Origin of the sequence: Streptomyces sp. SID12501 (assembly GCF_010550245.1) — a bacterium.
In the GTDB taxonomy this organism is placed as follows: Bacteria; Actinomycetota; Actinomycetes; order Streptomycetales; family Streptomycetaceae; genus Streptomyces.
Genome location: NZ_JAAGLU010000029.1, coordinates 58108 through 74065, shown reverse-complemented (window position 1 = coordinate 74065; position 15958 = coordinate 58108). Strand labels below are relative to the sequence as shown.

At 73.9% G+C, this 15958-nt stretch carries 11 protein-coding genes; 5 read left to right on the top strand and 6 right to left on the bottom strand.

Annotation, left to right across the window (positions count from 1 at the left end; translation table 11 throughout):
- Nucleotides 1-46: 46 nt before the first annotated feature.
- The 3 genes from G3I71_RS30890 to G3I71_RS30880 all read left to right on the top strand — a co-directional run bounded on the left by G3I71_RS30890 (nt 47) and on the right by G3I71_RS30880 (nt 5704).
- Entirely contained in the window at nt 47-3184 is a 3138-nt protein-coding gene (locus G3I71_RS30890) for an AAA family ATPase (RefSeq protein ID WP_164319702.1), read from the top strand.
- 87 nt (nt 3185-3271) lie between these two features.
- Complete coding sequence (locus G3I71_RS30885; RefSeq protein ID WP_164319700.1) at nt 3272-4945, top strand: radical SAM protein; 1674 nt, start codon at nt 3272-3274, stop codon at nt 4943-4945.
- Between the two features lie 72 nt (nt 4946-5017).
- On the top strand, nt 5018-5704 hold the full coding sequence (locus tag G3I71_RS30880; RefSeq protein ID WP_164319698.1) for a 2OG-Fe(II) oxygenase: 687 nt from the start codon (nt 5018-5020) through the stop codon (nt 5702-5704).
- A 62-nt stretch (nt 5705-5766) separates the two neighbouring features.
- Here the strand turns inward: G3I71_RS30880 and G3I71_RS30875 are convergent, their stop codons facing one another.
- Nucleotides 5767-6246: a helix-turn-helix transcriptional regulator gene (locus G3I71_RS30875; RefSeq protein WP_164319696.1), complete on the bottom strand. Its 480-nt coding sequence runs from the start codon at nt 6244-6246 to the stop codon at nt 5767-5769.
- Nucleotides 6247-6453: 207 nt separating this feature from the next.
- On the opposite strand from G3I71_RS30875, the gene G3I71_RS51460 reads away from it, so the two are divergent.
- A complete protein-coding gene (locus tag G3I71_RS51460) occupies nt 6454-8853 on the top strand; it encodes a LuxR C-terminal-related transcriptional regulator (RefSeq protein WP_239149439.1) in 2400 nt (799 codons plus the stop codon).
- Here the strand turns inward: G3I71_RS51460 and G3I71_RS30865 are convergent.
- Together G3I71_RS30865 and G3I71_RS30860 are read right to left on the bottom strand one after the other, a co-directional pair.
- The gene (locus G3I71_RS30865; RefSeq protein WP_164319695.1) at nt 8850-10058 is read right to left on the bottom strand and encodes an MAB_1171c family putative transporter; all 1209 of its coding nucleotides are present in this window, start codon (nt 10056-10058) and stop codon (nt 8850-8852) included. The two genes, G3I71_RS51460 and G3I71_RS30865, sit on opposite strands and share 4 nt — an antisense overlap.
- Entirely contained in the window at nt 10051-10581 is a 531-nt protein-coding gene (locus G3I71_RS30860) for a ParH-like protein (RefSeq protein WP_239149438.1), read from the bottom strand. Before G3I71_RS30860 ends, G3I71_RS30865 begins: the two co-directional genes overlap by 8 nt.
- 342 nt (nt 10582-10923) lie before the next feature.
- Here G3I71_RS30860 and G3I71_RS30855 point away from each other — a divergent pair, with 342 nt between their 5' ends.
- Entirely contained in the window at nt 10924-11649 is a 726-nt protein-coding gene (locus G3I71_RS30855) for a GAF and ANTAR domain-containing protein (RefSeq protein WP_239149437.1), read from the top strand.
- Between the two features lie 279 nt (nt 11650-11928).
- On the opposite strand, the gene G3I71_RS30850 is transcribed toward G3I71_RS30855, so the two are convergent.
- The 3 genes from G3I71_RS30850 to G3I71_RS30840 are packed head-to-tail and all read right to left on the bottom strand — an operon-like array spanning nt 11929 to nt 15896.
- A complete protein-coding gene (locus G3I71_RS30850; protein WP_164319693.1) occupies nt 11929-13260 on the bottom strand; it encodes a cytochrome P450 in 1332 nt (443 codons plus the stop codon).
- A gap of 12 nt (nt 13261-13272) precedes the next feature.
- Nucleotides 13273-14568: a VWA-like domain-containing protein gene (locus G3I71_RS30845; protein WP_164319691.1), complete on the bottom strand. Its 1296-nt coding sequence runs from the start codon at nt 14566-14568 to the stop codon at nt 13273-13275.
- A complete protein-coding gene (locus G3I71_RS30840) occupies nt 14565-15896 on the bottom strand; it encodes an AAA family ATPase (RefSeq protein ID WP_164319689.1) in 1332 nt (443 codons plus the stop codon). Before G3I71_RS30840 ends, G3I71_RS30845 begins: the two co-directional genes overlap by 4 nt.
- Between the last annotated feature and the right edge of the window lie 62 nt (nt 15897-15958).

Sequence of the window (15958 nt, the reverse complement as noted above, 5' to 3'; positions counted from 1 at the left end):
GCGTCGTGAACCACCCGGTTGCCGCTCAGTGAACGGGGAGGACAGCATGAGCAAGCCCACCGGTCCCATCGTAACCACCGCGAGCCCCTGCACCGGCTGCGGTGTCGACAACCCGTCGGTGGCCCGCTTCTGCATGGCCTGCGGGGCCGGGATCGGCCCACCTGTCACTCCCGCCAGCGGTCTGCGTTTCGTCTCCGTCATCTTCTGCGATGTGGTCGGCTCCACCGGACTGGCCACCTCGCTCGAACCCGACCGGTGGGCGGCCGTCCTGGACGGCTACTTCTCCCTGGTCGGCTCGCTGGTGGAGCAGTACGGCGGCAAGGTGGAGAAGTTCATCGGCGACGCGGTCGTCGCCGTGTTCGGCGTCGAGGGGCACGGTGAGTCGGCCGCCGCCGCGGCCGTCTCCGCCGCCACCGCCATCGGGCACCGCACCGGCGAGTACGCGCGGGGCCTGGGCGAGCTGCTGCTCGGCGACTTCCCGGTGCGGTCCGCGGTCGCCTCCGGCCATGTCGCGGTCAGCGGCCGGACGTCGAGCTTCGTCATCGGCTCGGTGCTCAACCGGGCCGCCCGGCTCCAGCAGTACGCCCCCGACGACGGGGTGATCGTGGACCTGGCCACCCGGCTCCAACTGCAGGACCACTTCCCGCTGCGGGCGATCGAACCGGTCACGGCCAAGGGTTTCGCCCAGTCCGTCCCGGCCTGGATCGTCGGTCCGGCCGGCGCCCCGGCCCCCGGGACGGGCACCGTCGGACGGACCGGCCTGGTCGGCGAGCTGGCCGCCCGTATCGGCACGGCCGCCGCTGCCACCGGCCCGACCCTGATCCTGGTCGGGGGCCCCTCCGGGGTGGGCAAGTCCCGGTTGGTCGCCGAGGTTCTCGATCACTGCACCGGCCTGGCCACAGCCGTCCTGCGCTGTCCACCCGCCGGGACCGGACTCGGCCTGCTGGCCTGCTTCCTGTTCCTGGAGGAGATCGAGAACGCCGCGCGGCAGGGCCGCGACAGGGTGGACGTGACGGTGCAGCTGACCGGCGCCTCCACCCGCGCCGAGCAGGCCCCGGCCCAGGACCGCGGCGAGCTGGGCCGCGCGCTCACCGCGGCACTGGACCGCCTACGGGGTCCGGGGCCCCTGCTTCTGGTGGTCGAGCACAGCGAGTGGACCCCCGGGGCACTGGCGGACCTGCTCGACGAGCTGACCACTACGCCGGGGCGGCCGGTCGTGGTGCTCCTGGTCGGGGTCTCCGCGCCCGAGGCGCTGGCCGACCGGGGGGACCACCGGCTCACCGTGCCGCCGCTCGGACGGGCCGACGCGCGGCGGCTGGCCCATCGGCTGCTCGCGGCGCAGCACGACACGTCCGCCGCCGACCACTCCCCGTCCCGGCCCACCGGCACCGGGGTCCCTGGTCACGACCCGGCCCCTCCCACCGCTCCCGCCCCTACCGCCTCCCTCGCCCCCGACTCCGCCGCCGACGAGATCGCCCTGCGGGCCGGCGGCATCCCCCGCTACATCGAGCAGATGGTCGTCCTGCGGCGTTTCGCCCAGCCCGGCGACGACTGGGCGCCGCCCAGTGCGCACGCCGCGCTCGGTGCCCGGCTGGACCGGCTGGACACCGGCTCACGGGACCTCCTGGTGCTGCTCGCCGCCGCCGGCCGGGACCTGTCCCTGGAGGACCTGGGCACCCTGATGGCCCCCGACAGGGTCGCCGTGGCCGCGGCCGACCTCCTCGAAGCCGGGCTGGTGGAGTCCGCCGACGCCCACAAGGGCCGGCTGGCCCCCGCCTTCCCGGTGGTGGCCGAGGTCGCACTGCGGCGGCTGACACGCTCCGAGACCGCCGACGTGCACGCGAGGCTCGCGCGCTCCCTGGAACCGGTGGCCGAACGGCGCCCCGCTGTCGCCGAGTTGCTGGCCGGGCACTGGGAGGCGGCGCACACCGCGTTGCGCGGGGTGGAGCCCGGCTCCGACCGGACGGCCCGGGCCGCCGAGTCCGCCGTGACGGCGTTCGGAGTCGCCGCCCGCTTCGCCCTCTCCCGTGGGCGGCCCGAACTGGTGCTGACGCACACCGGCCGTGCCCGCGCACTGGCGGAGGCGGACCGCGCGCAGGGCGCCGACCTGGACGTCCTGGAGGCGTACGCCCTAGGCAGCCAGGGAATGCCGCGGGCCGCCCTCGAACGCGTGGAGCGCGTGCTGTCGGACCCGGGCCGGGCCGCCCCGGCCGCCCGGATCCACGCCCGCCTCAACTCGCTGTACTCCCGCACCTATCTGACCGGCGACGCGCCCGCCGTACCGGACGATCCGCACTACCTCGCCGCGGTCGCCTCCCCGGATCCCGAGGCCCGGGTCGGGGCGCACCTGTACGCCGGGCTCCAGTCGCTGCGGGCGGGCGACCACCCCGCCGCCGAGCGGGCGCTGCGCTCCGCGCTGCGGTCGGCCGACGGCGCCGGGACCTGCCTGGGCCTGACCGAGGTCTACGCCAACCTGGCGATGGCCCTGGTCAACGGCGACACCCCGGTTCCCGCCGCACTCGCCGACTGCGAGCGGCTGCACCAGGAGGTCGCCGGTTCCCGGCTGCTGGGCTCGGCCACCGGTGTCGCGCTGGCGCTGGTGCGCCACATGTCCGGCGACCGGGCGGCGGCCGACTCCGCGATGGACGAGGCCGAGGGAGGACTGCGCGACCTGGGGCAGGGCACCGGGGCCGCGACCATCGCGGGCTGGCGTGCCGTCCTGGCGGCCCGGTCCGGCGACTGGGGCGCCGCGGCCGACTGGTGGACCGTCCAGGGCGACCGCTGCGCCGCCCTCGGCATGGCCCGCCAGGCGTCGCTGTCCGGCCTGCAGGCCGAGCTGGCCCGGGAGGCGTCCGGCGAAGGGCGGTCCGGCGGCGCGCGGGGCGGGTCGGCGCTCGACGAGGTGGCCGTGCCACCCGCCGAGGCCTGGGCGGAGCACACGGTCGCCCTGCAGGCCCTAGCCGTACGGGCGTTGAGGGCCGACGACCCGGAGTCGGCCGCGACGCACCTGGACGCCGTGGTCCGTCATCTGGGCACCGTGCGCGGCAGTGGCGCGGTGATCACACCGCTGCTCTGCAGCGCCGTCCTCGCCCGTCGTACCGGCCTCCCGGTGGCCGGGCGGGCGCTCACCGCGCTGCGGCGGGCGATCAAGGCCAAACAGGACCTGGGGGTGCGCGCCCCGTAGGCCTAGCGACACGCGCCACCCCACCGCACACCCCGCCTCACCGCACGACCTGTCCCCGCGAGCGAACTTTCGAGAAAGCAGCCGCCCGTGCGCGTCCTCCTCCTCTACGCCAACCCCCACCAGGTCCTGCCGGTCGGCCCGTACGGCCTGGAGATCCTGCGGGCCGCGGTCGCCGAAGCCGGACTGCCGGTCGAGCTGTTCGTGTGCAACCCGTTCCTCGAATCGCTCGACCACACCGGCCTGTTGACGGAGGTGCTCGACCGGACGCGGCCCGACCTCGTCGCCCTGTCGATCCGCAACATCGACAACGCCGTGGTCGCCTGCGACACGGTGCCCGGCGCGGACGGGCGGTGGATCGACGTGGTGGACTACCTGGCGCCGATCGCCGAGCTGACCGGGACGCTGCGCGCCTGGGACCCCGGACTGCCGGTGGTGGCGGGCGGTGCGGCGTTCACCTCCTGCCCGGTGGAGGTGATGGACCGGCTCGGCCTGGACCTAGGCCTCGCCGGTCCCGGTGAGGCCGCGTTCACCGCCCTGCTGGCGCGCATGGTCGCCGCCGGCGGTGCCCGGGGCGGGCGGCGGGCGGTCGCCGAGACGCTGTCGACGCTCCCCGGCGGGCTGGTGCGCACCGCCGACGGAGTCCTGGGACCCGGCCTGCGGCCACGGCCCGACGTGGTGTCCCGGCCCACCACCGCGCTGCCGCAGATCGCACCGGAGTACGTGCTGTTCGCCAAGGCCCGGTCCATCCCCACCGCGCTGCGCAGCCACGCGGGCTGCCCGCTGCGCTGCTCGTACTGCGTCGATCCGCTGAACGTCGGCCGGGTGGACGCGCGCCCCGCCCAGGCCGTCGCCGCCGAGGCGGAGCACTACGTCGAGCGGTACGCGCTGACCCACTTCCACCTGGCCGCCCCGGAGGTCAACCTGCCCTACGAAGGCGCGCTGACCGAGGTGTGCGAGGCACTGGCCGGCAGCCGTCACGGCGAACTGATCAGCTGGCACGGCTACTTCAACGTCAGGCCGTTCTCCGAGCGGCTGATGGACGCCCTGATCCGGTCCCGCTGTGTGCGCCCGAGTTTCTCGGTGGACGCCTTCGACGACCGGATGCTGCGCGGTCATCGCAAGAACTACCGGATGTCCGACGTCGAGGACACCTTCGGTCTGCTGCTGCGCCGTCGGCCGGAGTGGATGGACGTACAGATCGGGGTGCTGTTCGGCCAGCCCGGCGAGACGGCCGGCACCCTGAAGAACGCGATCGACCACATCCGCCGACTGGCCGACCGGGGCGTGTCGGTGGGCTACTCCTGCGGGCTACGAGTCTACCCGCACACCCCGCTGGCCCGCACACCTCTCGACCCCCGGCACCTGTACCGGGCGGCCGGGCCGCTCTCCACGACCGGAACCGCCGAAGCCCGCACCGTCCCCGCGGCCGACCTGCTGACACCCCTGGTGTACTGCGAGCCGATGCCGCCCCGCGAGTTGGCGGCCCACCTCGCGGACCGGCTGTCCGACTGCCCCGGAGTGACCTTCATCGACGAAGGGGCGGTGAAGGAGGCCCGGCAGCCGGACTGGCTGCGCCCCCTCAACGTGGCCACCGTGCACCTCGCGCACGGGCGTTCGGGGCCCGCAGCCGAGATGCTTCGGCTGGTTCTGGGTTCGGGCGACAGCCGGGCGGCGGGCATGACGCGGCGGCTGCTCCAGGAGGCGGGCGCGCGGCCACCCGTCCCGGTGGCCACCGGGGGCGTCCGGACCGTCACCGTCTGACCGGGCCGTACCCGCCTTCGTACCCCCGCCCCCTCCCCTGTCGTACCACCTTCCCCGTCCACGGAGGACACCATGGAACTCACCTGGAGCACGGACGACTTCGCCGTCTTCGACGACTTCCTCGCCCCTGGGGCCGCGGCCTCGCTGTGGGAGCAACTGCGCACCGAGGACTACCACTTCGTGCACGGCCGCCGGGACGGGTCGTGGAACAAGGTCTACGGGCTGCTGGACGGCAGTCCCCTCAGCGGGCCCGGCACGCTGAACGACCCGGAAGGCCACTTCACGGGACGCTTCGCCGACCACGCCCTGCACCCGTCCGGCGGGGCGACCGACGCCGTGGTGAAGCAACTGGCCGAGGAGGCGACCCGTATCGAGCCGTGGACCGGGCGGTTCGGAACGGACTGGCACGCCTTCACCTGCCGCGCCTTCCTCTACCCGCAGGGCTCCGGGCTGGCCTGGCACGACGACTCCGGCGACCGGGCGGCCTCGTTCGTGCTGTACGCGCACCCCGAGTGGCAGGCGCCCTGGGGCGCCGAGCTGCTCATTTCCGGCGGAACGCCCGGGGCCCGGCCGGAAGACCAGAACGCCCACCTCACCTCGCGGGTCGGACACTACGTCGCCCCGCGCCCCAACCGGCTGGTCGTCCTGCGGTCGGGCGTACCGCACATGATCAAGAAGGTGGAGCCGCACGCCGGGGACCGGGTCCGCGGCTCCGTCGCGGGTTTCTTCCTGCGCCGCCCGGCCGAGCTGCCGCAGTGACCGGGCCGCGGCGGCACCCGTCCGCCGCCGGGACGGGCCGTCCGCGCAGTACGGTCCGTCCCTCAGGCCCGGTCGTCGTCGCCGGGTTCCGCCGCGGGCGGTTCCTCCCCGGCGCCCCGGGCGCGCCGGGCGGCGGCCTCACGGACGGCGATCACGTCGATGAGGTCGCTGACGGTGCCTAGCGCCTCGGAGGAGAGCCCCACCGCGCGCAGTGCCACACTGCGCACCCCGGCGTCCCGCAGGGCGCCGAGGAGTTCGATCTCCGCGGCGATCTTCGCACCGTGCTCGTCGTCGAAGAAGTAGGCGACCGGGACCTCGAAGTAGTCGGCCAGGGCCTCCAGATGGCGCTTGGTCGGGTTGTTCCTGCGCCCGGTACGCAACTGCCACAGGTACGTGGTCGAGAAGGACACCCCGGTGGCCTCCCGGCACGCGGCGGCGACCTCCTCATTGCTGAACGGCAGGCCGTCGGGCCTGCGGGCGAGCCGGAGAAGTCCGTCGATCTTCCGGCTCAGTGACGACGGCGTGGGTTCCGTTTCGGCCACCGCCTACCCCTTTCTGTCGCCGCCCTCCAGTACGTCTGTCCGCACAGGTGAAAGCAAGTCCGTTGATTTTCACTGTAGTTGACACCCCCGGAGTCGGCAGCCATGCTGAGTCGGTCAACGGATATGAAAACCGCGAAACAGTCGTTCATCTCAGCTGAACCGCCTGGCCGCCCCCCGCCCGCCTGGGTCCACCTCCCGGAGCCGTCCTTGACGATCCCCGCGCACTCACCTGTGAAGAACGCCCGCCCGACCGCTCCGCGCCGGCCCACCGAGTTCCCCGCCGACATGGTCGGACGGGACAGCGAGCTCGCCGCGCTGTCGGCGCTGCTGACGGATCCGTCGACCCCCGGAGTGCTGCTGACCGGTGTCCCCGGTGTGGGCAAGACGCGGCTCGCGGCCGAGGCTGCCGCCGCGTACAGCGCGTCGACCGGCGCCACCACCGTGCGGGTGGAGGCCGCGGCCGAGCAGTCCGGGGACAGCACGGACAGCGCGCTCGAACTCCTCGCCGCCCTCACCGCCGACCGGGACGCGGAAGAGGCCCGGCCGGTCCTGCTCGTCGACGACCTCGACCGCTCGGACCACCCCCGGCTGCTGCGGGCCTGCGCGGTCGCGTCCGTCGTGGTCCTCGGCACAGCCCGCCAGCCCCCCGCGGCCCACGGCCTCGTCCCCTTCCCGGTGGACCCGCTGCCCGTGCCGCTCGACTGCTCGGCACTGGATCTCGGCGCACTGGCGCGCGTTCCCTCGGTGCGGCTGTACCTCGCCTGCCTGCGCACGATCAACCCCGCGTTCTCCCTGCAGCCGCACAACCAGCAGGCCATCGCCCGCAGCTGCGTGGAGGTGGGCGGTCACCCCGGCGCGCTCTGCCGCACCGCGCGGGTCGCCGCGCTGGAGGGCCCCGAGGCGGCGTGGGCCTCGCTGGGCGGCCGGACCGTCCCGCACCCGATCCACACCGGGGACGGCGACCCCGTCGCGGTGTCGGGTGGCGATCGGCGCGGCGGCCCTCCCGGGGACGCCGACGGGGCGCCGATCCGGCTGCTGACGCACTGCCAGGTGTTCAGCGGCGGCTTCGGCCCCGAGGCGCTGCGCCACATCGCGGCCGTCGCGCCGGAGGAGTTCTCGTCGGCGCTGGAAACCCTGCTGCGCGGCCATCTGCTCACCGCCTCCACCCTGCCGTCCGGCCGCCTGGACGGCACAGCCCGGTTCAGGCTGCGGTTACCGCCGGACAGATCCGTGCGCCGTCTCCCGCCGCCCGAGGACACCGCGGCCCGGCTGGCGCACGCCCGGTACTACGGGGACCTGGTCCGCGCCGCCGCCGAGCGGATCGTCTCGGGACGCCAGCGCTCGGGCCTGATCGCCTTCTGGAGCGAGGAACGCAACCTCCGTACGGCACTGGAGACGCTGCTCCGCCACGGGCGAACCGGCGAGGCGCTCGACCTCGTCGACGGCATCCGCGTCCACTGGCGTGCCACGGGCGGCTGGAGCACCTGGGCCGAGGGGCTCCCTCTTCTCGACCCGTCGTGGACTCAGGCCGGCCGGCGCGACCGGATCCGCACCGACCTGCTGCTCGCCGAGGCGGGCATCCTGGCGGGCCAGCCCGAGGCCGCCACGGACCTGCTGGACCGGATCACGGCGGATGCCGCCCAGGCCGCCGGGCTGTCCGCGCGGGTGACGCGGCTGCGGGCCCTGTGCGTCCTGGCCGCCGACCCCGGTCGCGGCACCGCCCTGCTCGTCGGGGCTGCCGAGCGACACCGGTCCGACGGCGACCGCCACGAGGCCCGCTATGTGTCGCTGGAGGCCGCACTCGCGGGATTCCGTCTCGGCGACACGGTGGCCGCGGCGACCACCGCACTGGAGGTGCTGGCCGCGGCCCAGCAGGAGCGCGACACGCTCGTCGCCGGTGCCGCCCTGCTCCACCTGGCCGTCTTCGCGGCCGCGGAGGGACGCGCGCAGGCCACGGCCCACTACTGCGAGCGGGGCGTGTCGGCCCTGCGCGCCCTGGGCCCGACGGCCGTCCTGGGTGCCATCGCCACCACCCTGGGCAGCCCCGCCCTGCCCGACATCGTCGACCGCGCCACCGGCACCGCGCGCGGCCTGGGGGCCTTCCACACCTGGCGCGGCGCGTTCCCGGAGGACGCGGGCACGCCCGACTTCGCCATGGCCCGGCTGGAGGAGCCGGTGCGGGAGCTGCTGGGCGAGGCCGCCTTCACCCGCGCCCTGGTCGAGGGCTCCAGGGCCTCGCTCCCGGAGCTCCTGGCTTCCCTCGTCCCGGCCCCCGCCCCTCCCGCCGCCACACCGGCCGGCCCTCTGTCCCCGGACACCCGCACCCGGATCGGGCCGCTGACGCCACGCCAGACCGAGGTCTCGCGCCTGGTGACGGCCGGTCTGAGCAACCGGCAGATCGCCCACCGGCTGGCGATCTCGGAGTGGACCGTGGTCAACCACATCCGGGACACGATGAAGAAGCTGGGCTGTTCCTCCCGAGTGGAGATAGCGGGCTGGATGCACCACTCCGGCCTGCGCCCGTCACCGGAACCGCCCCTGTTCCGCCGCACGGCCCTGCCTCCGTCCGCCCCCTCCCTGTCCGGGCCGACGCTCATCCCGTCCTAGCGCGCCACCCGGTCGCGCATGTGCTCCACCAGCCCGGCCACGGTGAACGCCTCGGCCACCTGGACCAGCCACGCCGCCTCCTCCTCGACCGAGCAGTCGTCCGGGTAGGCGAGCACGACGTCCCGGTCACCCGGGGAAGCGTGGCCGCCGGGGCCGATCCTGGCGGACTCCAGCGCGGCGGCGATGACGGCGGCCTCGGCCATCGCCGCGCGGCCCGCGGGGGGCACGGGGAACCGGTCCAGCGCCGCGGCCGACAGTGCGCGAGCGTCGGGGGGAACGAAGGAGCGGAGTTCCAGGTAGCCGTCCCGGATCTCGATCACCCGGCGGTAGAGGGCGAACTCGGAGCGGTGCAGGGGGAACAGACGCACCGCCGGCCAGCCCAGGTCCAGGGCCGTCCCGGGGGAGACGGCCCGCAACGCCGACCACAGCGGCTCCAGGGCACGGTAGGTCCGGTAGGCCCGCAGCCGCCGTCCGACCGCGGTCGTGACGGAGAGCCGGCTCGCGGCGGTGCCGCCCAGGACGCCCAGCACCAGACAGCACAGACCGAGCACCCGGCCCACCAGGTCCAGCCCGGCGCCCTGCCGGTGGTCCACGGCCATGGTGACGATCGACGACACGCCCCACAGGGCCCAGACGAGGCCCACCGCGACACTGGCCGTGATCAGCCGCAGGCCCGTGCGCAGAGCCCCCGGACGCAGCCCGCGGGTGAACCGGTGCACCGGGACCAGGAACACGGCCAGGCACCACAGGCTGTAGGCGGTGAAGACCGCGTCGCAGGAGGCGAGCAGCACCGCTCCGGTCCCCTCCGCGAGAAGCGAGCCGTCCCGGGTGCGTACGCCGGAGGAGAGGAACAGCACCGCGTACAGCGCGATGGCCGACAGGGTGACGCCGATGTGCAGCCGTCCGGTCAGCAGGCGGGGCCGGGGCAGGCCGATCTCGATGACGGTCAGCGGGAGGAAGGCGAGGGCGGCCATCTCCGTCTCACGGCCCAGGAGGTGGGTCAGCCGCGGGAACCACGGCCACAGCCACTCCAGGTAGACCGTCGGAGCGGCCAGCAGGGTCATCGCCGCGGCCATGCAGAATCCGAAGCGGCACAGGCAGCGCACCGCGAAGGGCGAGTCGCTTCCGGTGCGCAGCAGGCGCAGTTCGTAGCAGCCCAGCCACAGCGCGGCGACGGCCGGGAGGTACGCGAGCAGGTCAGACACGTGGCCGCTCGGGGCGGCGGGCGGGCGCCCCGACGAGGGATCCGGCCCGTCCGTGATCCCGTACCGGCACGGACACCTCCCTCAGCACGCGGTGCAGGATGAGAGAGGCGAGCAGTTCCGCCTCCTGCTCGGCGGGCTCGGCGTACACGGTGCGGCCCAGGACCCGGCGCACCAGGTCGGGGGAGAGTCCGGGCAGCAGCGCGCGTACGCCCGGTGCCTCGGGCGCGGGCGACCGGTCGTGCCCGCAGAGCAGGTGGGCCGCCTCGTGCACGAGGATGTGCTGCCGGTGCAGTGCGCTGGTCCCCGGGGTGCACAGGATGTAGTCGGCGCGGTCGGTCGTCACCAGCAGACCGCACGGGACCCCCGCGTCCACCGCGACGGGCAGGACCTCGATCGGGCGGCCCCGCCGTTCGGCCAGGAGGGCCAGGAAGGTCTCGGCGTCGAAGGGCTCCGGCAGTTCGAGCCCCTCCGAAAGGGTGCGAACTTTCCGCCACAGGCGTCTGTGCGACCGATCGGTGAGCATCAGGGACCCCTCCCACCGGAACGGCACCGCCGCTCCGCGTCTGCTGCCGTCGAGCGGACCGGCGACCCTCCCCCGGACCGCTCCGGCATCCGCTCTGAAGGATCACCGCGAAGATCAACAAATGTTATGTGATTGTAGGACCATCCAGGCGTGTGCCAACAGAGCGCATGCCGCACTCCCGTTCGCGCGCCTCCCACCCGCCCGAACAACACCGCGTGCGCCCCACCAGATCCAGCTGGATCCAGCCAGATCCAGCCAACGGACACGCTCCGCACGGCACGGGGTCCGTACGTCGTCTTCGAGCGGCGGGACCGGCTCCGGGACGCGCGTGAAAAACTGGGTATGAGGCTGGTCCGGGCCGGACGAGAGGCGGAGGAAGTGGACTGGGGACGCTTCGCACAGCAGATGGCGTCGATGGCGCGGGATCTTCTGGCGCAGGAGTCGGTCAATGCCACACTCCAGCGGATCACCAAGTCGGCCACCGAACTGGTGGAGGGCTGCGACGCGGCCGGCATCCTGGTGCTGCGGGGCAACAAGGTGGAGACCCTCGCCCCGACCGACCAGCTGGTCGTGGACAGCGATCAACTGCAGGAGCGGTTGAGTGAAGGGCCGTGCTTCGACACCGCCCACACTTCCCGGGGAGAGCGGGTCTTCCGCATCGCCGACGTCACCGCCGAGCAGTCGCGCTGGCCCGCCTACGCCCCACAGGCCCAGGCGCTCGGCGTGGGCAGCATGATGGGTTTCCTGCTGTTCACCAGCGAGGAGGATCTCGGCGCGCTGAACTTCTACTCCCGCAGACCCGGCGCCTTCACCGAGGCCAGCGAGCTGGCCGGGTGGCTGCTGGCCTCCCACGCGGCGGTCGCCTTCTCCAGCGCCCGAACCCATGCCCAGATGGAACGGGCCGTCGCCACCCGCCACGTCATCGGCGAGGCGATGGGTATCCTCATGGGCCGCCACCACATCACCGAAGAGCAGGCCTTCGACGTGCTGCGCCGCTACTCGCAGCAGAACAACACCAAGCTCCACGAGGTCGCCCGGCGGGTCTGCGAACAGGGCGAGCTTCCGTGACCCCGGGCAGGCGGCTCCCCCGGCACAAAGTCCGAACCAGAGGAACCTGAGCAGGCTCAGCCCCATGGGACGCCGAACCTGACCTACCAACCAAGTCCCCCGCCCCGCCCCTTCCACACACCCTGATTCCTGGTCGGACGGTGGGGCGGGGCCACAGCCCCCGAGACGTGACAGACGTTTCCGCCGGTCAACGGCGCAGCGGCGCGATCAAGCCGACCGAGGAACCGGGCTCCCCCCTCACCGTGCGCGGAACCGGCACGGGACGCCGTTCCCGAGCGGTCACGCGCCCGCGACTTCGCCGGCCCCAGACCGGACCGGGCAGCCGCCGACGTGTGGCGCGGGGGCGAGGCCGGAGGCGGCAGCGTCGGCGGGCGTGGCGCCGGTGTGGCTGTCAGAGGCCGGGGTGAAGGCGACGTCCAGGCGGGTGAGGCCACGGAAGTTGAGGCTGCGCTGCCATCGCGGTGGCTCGGTGCCGTCGAGCCTCAGGTCGGGGAGGCGGGTGAGGAGCGCCTCCAGAACGATCTCGCCCTCCAGCCGGGCCAGCGCCGCGCCGAGGCAGAAGTGCGGACCGTGGCCGAACGCCATGTGCCGTCCGCCGGAGCCGGTCCGCTCGAAGTCCAGCACATGGGGATCGGGAAACACGGCCGGATCCCGGTTGGCGGCGCCGCACACCAACAGCACCGTCTGCCCTTCGGCGATCTTGCGGCCCGCCAGGTCCAGGTCGTGCCGAGCCCGGCGCAGCATCAGCTGTACCGGAGCGTCGTAGCGCAGGAGTTCCTCGACCGCGGCGGGCATCAGCTCGGGCCTGCGGCGCAGTTGACCGGCCGCGTCCGGGTGGCGGAGCAGGGCGAGGGTGGCGTTGCCGATGAAGTGGGTGGTCGTCTCGTGGCCGGCGATCAGCAACAGGGCGCAGTTGGCGAGGAGTTCGTCGAGGTCCTGGCCGGTGTTGCCGGCCTGCGCGGTCACCGTCGCACGCAGGGTGCCGGGGGCCGGCGGGGTGTCCTGGCGGGTGAGGAGCTCGCGGAGGTGGGCGAGCATGTCCGCCATGCTCTGCGAGGCCTCGCGGTTGCGGTCCGCGTCCAGCCGGGAGTTGCCGATGGCCTCGGCTACCGGCTCGGACCAGGCGGCGACGGCGGAGCGGTCCGCCTCCGGCACGTCGAGGAGGTCGCAGATGATGGTGAGCGGCAGGGGGCGGGCGAGGTCCGCGACAATGTCCATCCGGCCGGCCGGCGCCACCCCGGTGATGATCCGGTCGACGGCTTCGACGATCCGGGCGCGGAGTGTCGCCACCGCGCGCGGAGCGAACGCCTTGCTGATCAGGGCGCGGAGCCGGGGGTGGTCGGGGACGTCGTTGTAGAGCATCTGCCGGCTCAGGACCCGGGCCAGCGGCCGCAGTTCCTCCGGGACGGCCTCGATGTCGGGGTAGCGCACCGAGGACAGTCCCGGGTGACTCGCCGCGCTGCTGACCACCGCGTGCCCGGTGGCGATCCAGGCGCCCGTACGGCGGTCCCAGAAGAGGTCGTCGGCGCTCCGGAGCTCTTCGTAGAAGTCGTAGAGCCGCTCTTGGACTTGGGGCCGAAAGGCCGACAGAAGCGATGAGGGGGTGCGCATCGGCCCATTCTTTCAGTGCTGTTGGCTCGTGGATGCCGACCCGATGTCGACCACTCGCGCCCAGGCGGGCGGCGAGTCCGGCACATACTGATCGTCGTCATCGTCATCGCCTCCGTCCCACGAACGGACCGAGGGGCGCCGCCGGCCCGTGTGCTGCCGGGGAAACAGGCCCACCACGGTCCGGCACGGTGGCCGGGTGTCCGGCCAGGGTGTCTGGCCGTCGGTCAGGACCACGACGACATCGGGGCGCGGGGTCGCCCGCAGCGCCTTGGCGAAGCCGGTGCGCAGGTCCGTACCCCCGCCGCCCATCAGGGGAATCCCCTCGGCCCGGCACAGCGTGTGCACGAGGTGGGCCGACGCGTCGCACGGCAGTACGGTGACCAGGTCCCGTCGACCGCCCACCGCGCGGGAGATCGCCGCGACCTCCAGGAGGGCGCTGCCCAGTTCGGCGTCGCTGACCGACCCGGAGGTGTCGATGACCACGCAGACCCTCGGTGGCCGGCGCCGCAGGCTCGGCAGGACGACACCGGGGAGGGCGGCCGAGCGGCGCGCCGGCCGGCCGTAGGTGTAGTCCTCGCCCACGCCGCTGCCGGAGGCCGCCGAGCGGACCGCCGCTCCCAGCAACTCCCGCCATGGCAGCGGCGGATGGAACGCCTCCTCCGCCCATCGCCGCCACCCCTTCGAGGCGTTCCCGGGGCGGCCGTCGATGCCCTGCGCGACCCGGAACCGGACCGAGTCCCGTTCCTGCTCGCTCAGGCCGTGCGCGCCGTCCGGCCCCAGGTCCCATGCCCGTCCCAGTCCGTCGGCGCCGCTGCCGCAGTCCAGCCAGGACAGGCTCAGTGTGTTGGGCCCGAGCCGGAACCGGCGCAGGTACTCCTCCATGAGCTCCCCCGTCGGAAGTCCCAACGCCTCGGGCTCGACAGCGCCTTCGGGGCATACGAGCCCGTCGCCGAACACGTCGTCGTTGATCTCGCAGTCCGCGGCGATGTTCATCCGCAGCCGTTCCCCGGGGCCGGTCAGCCCGTGTTCCCTGGCGAAGCGGTCGCTGCGCCCGTGGTGGTCGCGCAGCAGGTGCGACACCTCGTGCACCCACACCCCGGCGAGCTCCTCGACCGGGGTCCGGTCCACGAACGCCGGTGAGACGTAGCACCGCCAGTGCCGGTCGACGGCCATCGTCGGGACCTGCCGTGACTCGACGGGGTGCAGGGCGAACAGTGCCGTGGCCAGGTACGGGCGGGCCCGGACGGCGTGCAGCCGGGCGGCGAAGAGTTTGTCGAGGTCCAGGGTCCCTGGCGCGTCGGCGTTCATCGGCCGCCCCTCGTTCCCGCCCCTGCCCCTGCCCCTGCCCGAGCGGCCACGCGGCCCGCCGCCCGGTCCGCCCGCCGGGAGAGCGACACGACTCCGGCGAGTTTCTCGATCTCCGCCGGCACGTCCCAGTCCTCCTGGCGCAGCGAGGCCAGGGTGGTCGCCGGGACGACCACCAGGTCCGGGGCCCCGGTCTCCAGCGCCCGGACCAGCAGTGCCCACGCCGCGTCCCAGCGGGCTCTCTCCGGGCGCCCGCGGACCGCCGCCACCACGCCGTCCAGCACGGCCTGGCGCAGGTCGCCCCGCTCGGGCAGGACGGCACTCGCCGGGTCGGCGAGCAGCGACTCGGGGTCCGGGAGGTCCATCCGGTCCAGGCTCGCCAGCAGTTCGAGCCCCGGACCGTCCCCGACCGCGCCCCTCACCAGCAGCGAGAGGACCTCCCGGGAGGAGCCGGCGGCGGTCGCGAAGGCGATCAGGCTCAGGGTCATGTCCCAGCTCCGGGGCGACGGCCAGGCGCCGCCCCGGCGCGTCTCGTTGCTCGGCAGTAGGTGCACGAGCTTGGGGCGGGCGTCGAGCAGCCCGCACACCGCGCGGCGGGCGAAGGCCACGGCCTCCGTCAGCTTCTCGGGCGCGAGCCGTGGCAGGGTGGCCCGCGGCCAGGTCCCACCGAGGCCGCGTACGACGACCTCGTGGTCGTGGGTCCACTGGAGATGGACGAACCGGTTGGCGAGCGGCGGGCTCAGCTCCCAGCCGTCGGCAGCCGAGGACCGGGGGTTGGCGGCGGCCACGATCCTTACCCCGGGCGGCAGTTGGAGGGCGCCGATCCGCCGCTCCAGGACCAGTCGGAGCAGGGCGGCCTGAACGGCCGGCGGCGCGGTGGACAGTTCGTCGAGGAACAGCAGCCCCCGGCCGGCCCGTACGAGTCGTACCGCCCAGTCCGGCGGGGCCATCGGGACGCCGTGCGTCGTGGGATCGTCGCCGATGACGGGCAGCCCGGAGAAGTCGGACGGCTCGTGGACACTCGCGATCACCGTGGTGAGGGGAAGGTCGAGGGCCGCGGCCAGCTGTGTCAGGGCCGCGGTCTTGCCGATCCCCGGCTCACCCCACAGAAGCACGGGCAGGTCGGCGGCCACGGCAAGTGTCAGGGCCTCCAGTTGGGTGTCGGGGCGGGGTTCGGTGGTGGTGTCGCGCAGCAGGGTCAACAGCTGGGCAGCGATGTCGAGTTGGGGCGTGTGGGGTGGGGCCGTGAGGGTCTTCGGGGCGGGGGTCTCGGGGGCGGAGGTCTCGGGGGCGGAGGTCTCGGGGACGGCGAAGGAGATGCCTGGGGCCATGATTGATCACCTTTGGGTTGGTCATGAGTGGGTGCTTTTTTTTGGGGGGGCGAACGTCCCCA

What these genes read in the sequence shown, in the direction of transcription:
- G3I71_RS30890 (WP_164319702.1), top strand. Translation starts at nt 47, where the DNA reads ATGAGCAAGCCCACCGGTCCCATCGTAACCACCGCGAGCCCCTGCACC.
- G3I71_RS30880 (WP_164319698.1), top strand. Translation starts at nt 5,018, where the DNA reads ATGGAACTCACCTGGAGCACGGACGACTTCGCCGTCTTCGACGACTTC.
- G3I71_RS30840 (WP_164319689.1), bottom strand. Translation starts at nt 15,896, where the DNA reads ATGGCCCCAGGCATCTCCTTCGCCGTCCCCGAGACCTCCGCCCCCGAG.
- G3I71_RS30850 (WP_164319693.1), bottom strand. Translation starts at nt 13,260, where the DNA reads ATGCGCACCCCCTCATCGCTTCTGTCGGCCTTTCGGCCCCAAGTCCAA.
- G3I71_RS30855 (WP_239149437.1), top strand. Translation starts at nt 10,924, where the DNA reads ATGAGGCTGGTCCGGGCCGGACGAGAGGCGGAGGAAGTGGACTGGGGA.
- G3I71_RS30845 (WP_164319691.1), bottom strand. Translation starts at nt 14,568, where the DNA reads ATGAACGCCGACGCGCCAGGGACCCTGGACCTCGACAAACTCTTCGCC.
- G3I71_RS30860 (WP_239149438.1), bottom strand. Translation starts at nt 10,581, where the DNA reads ATGCTCACCGATCGGTCGCACAGACGCCTGTGGCGGAAAGTTCGCACC.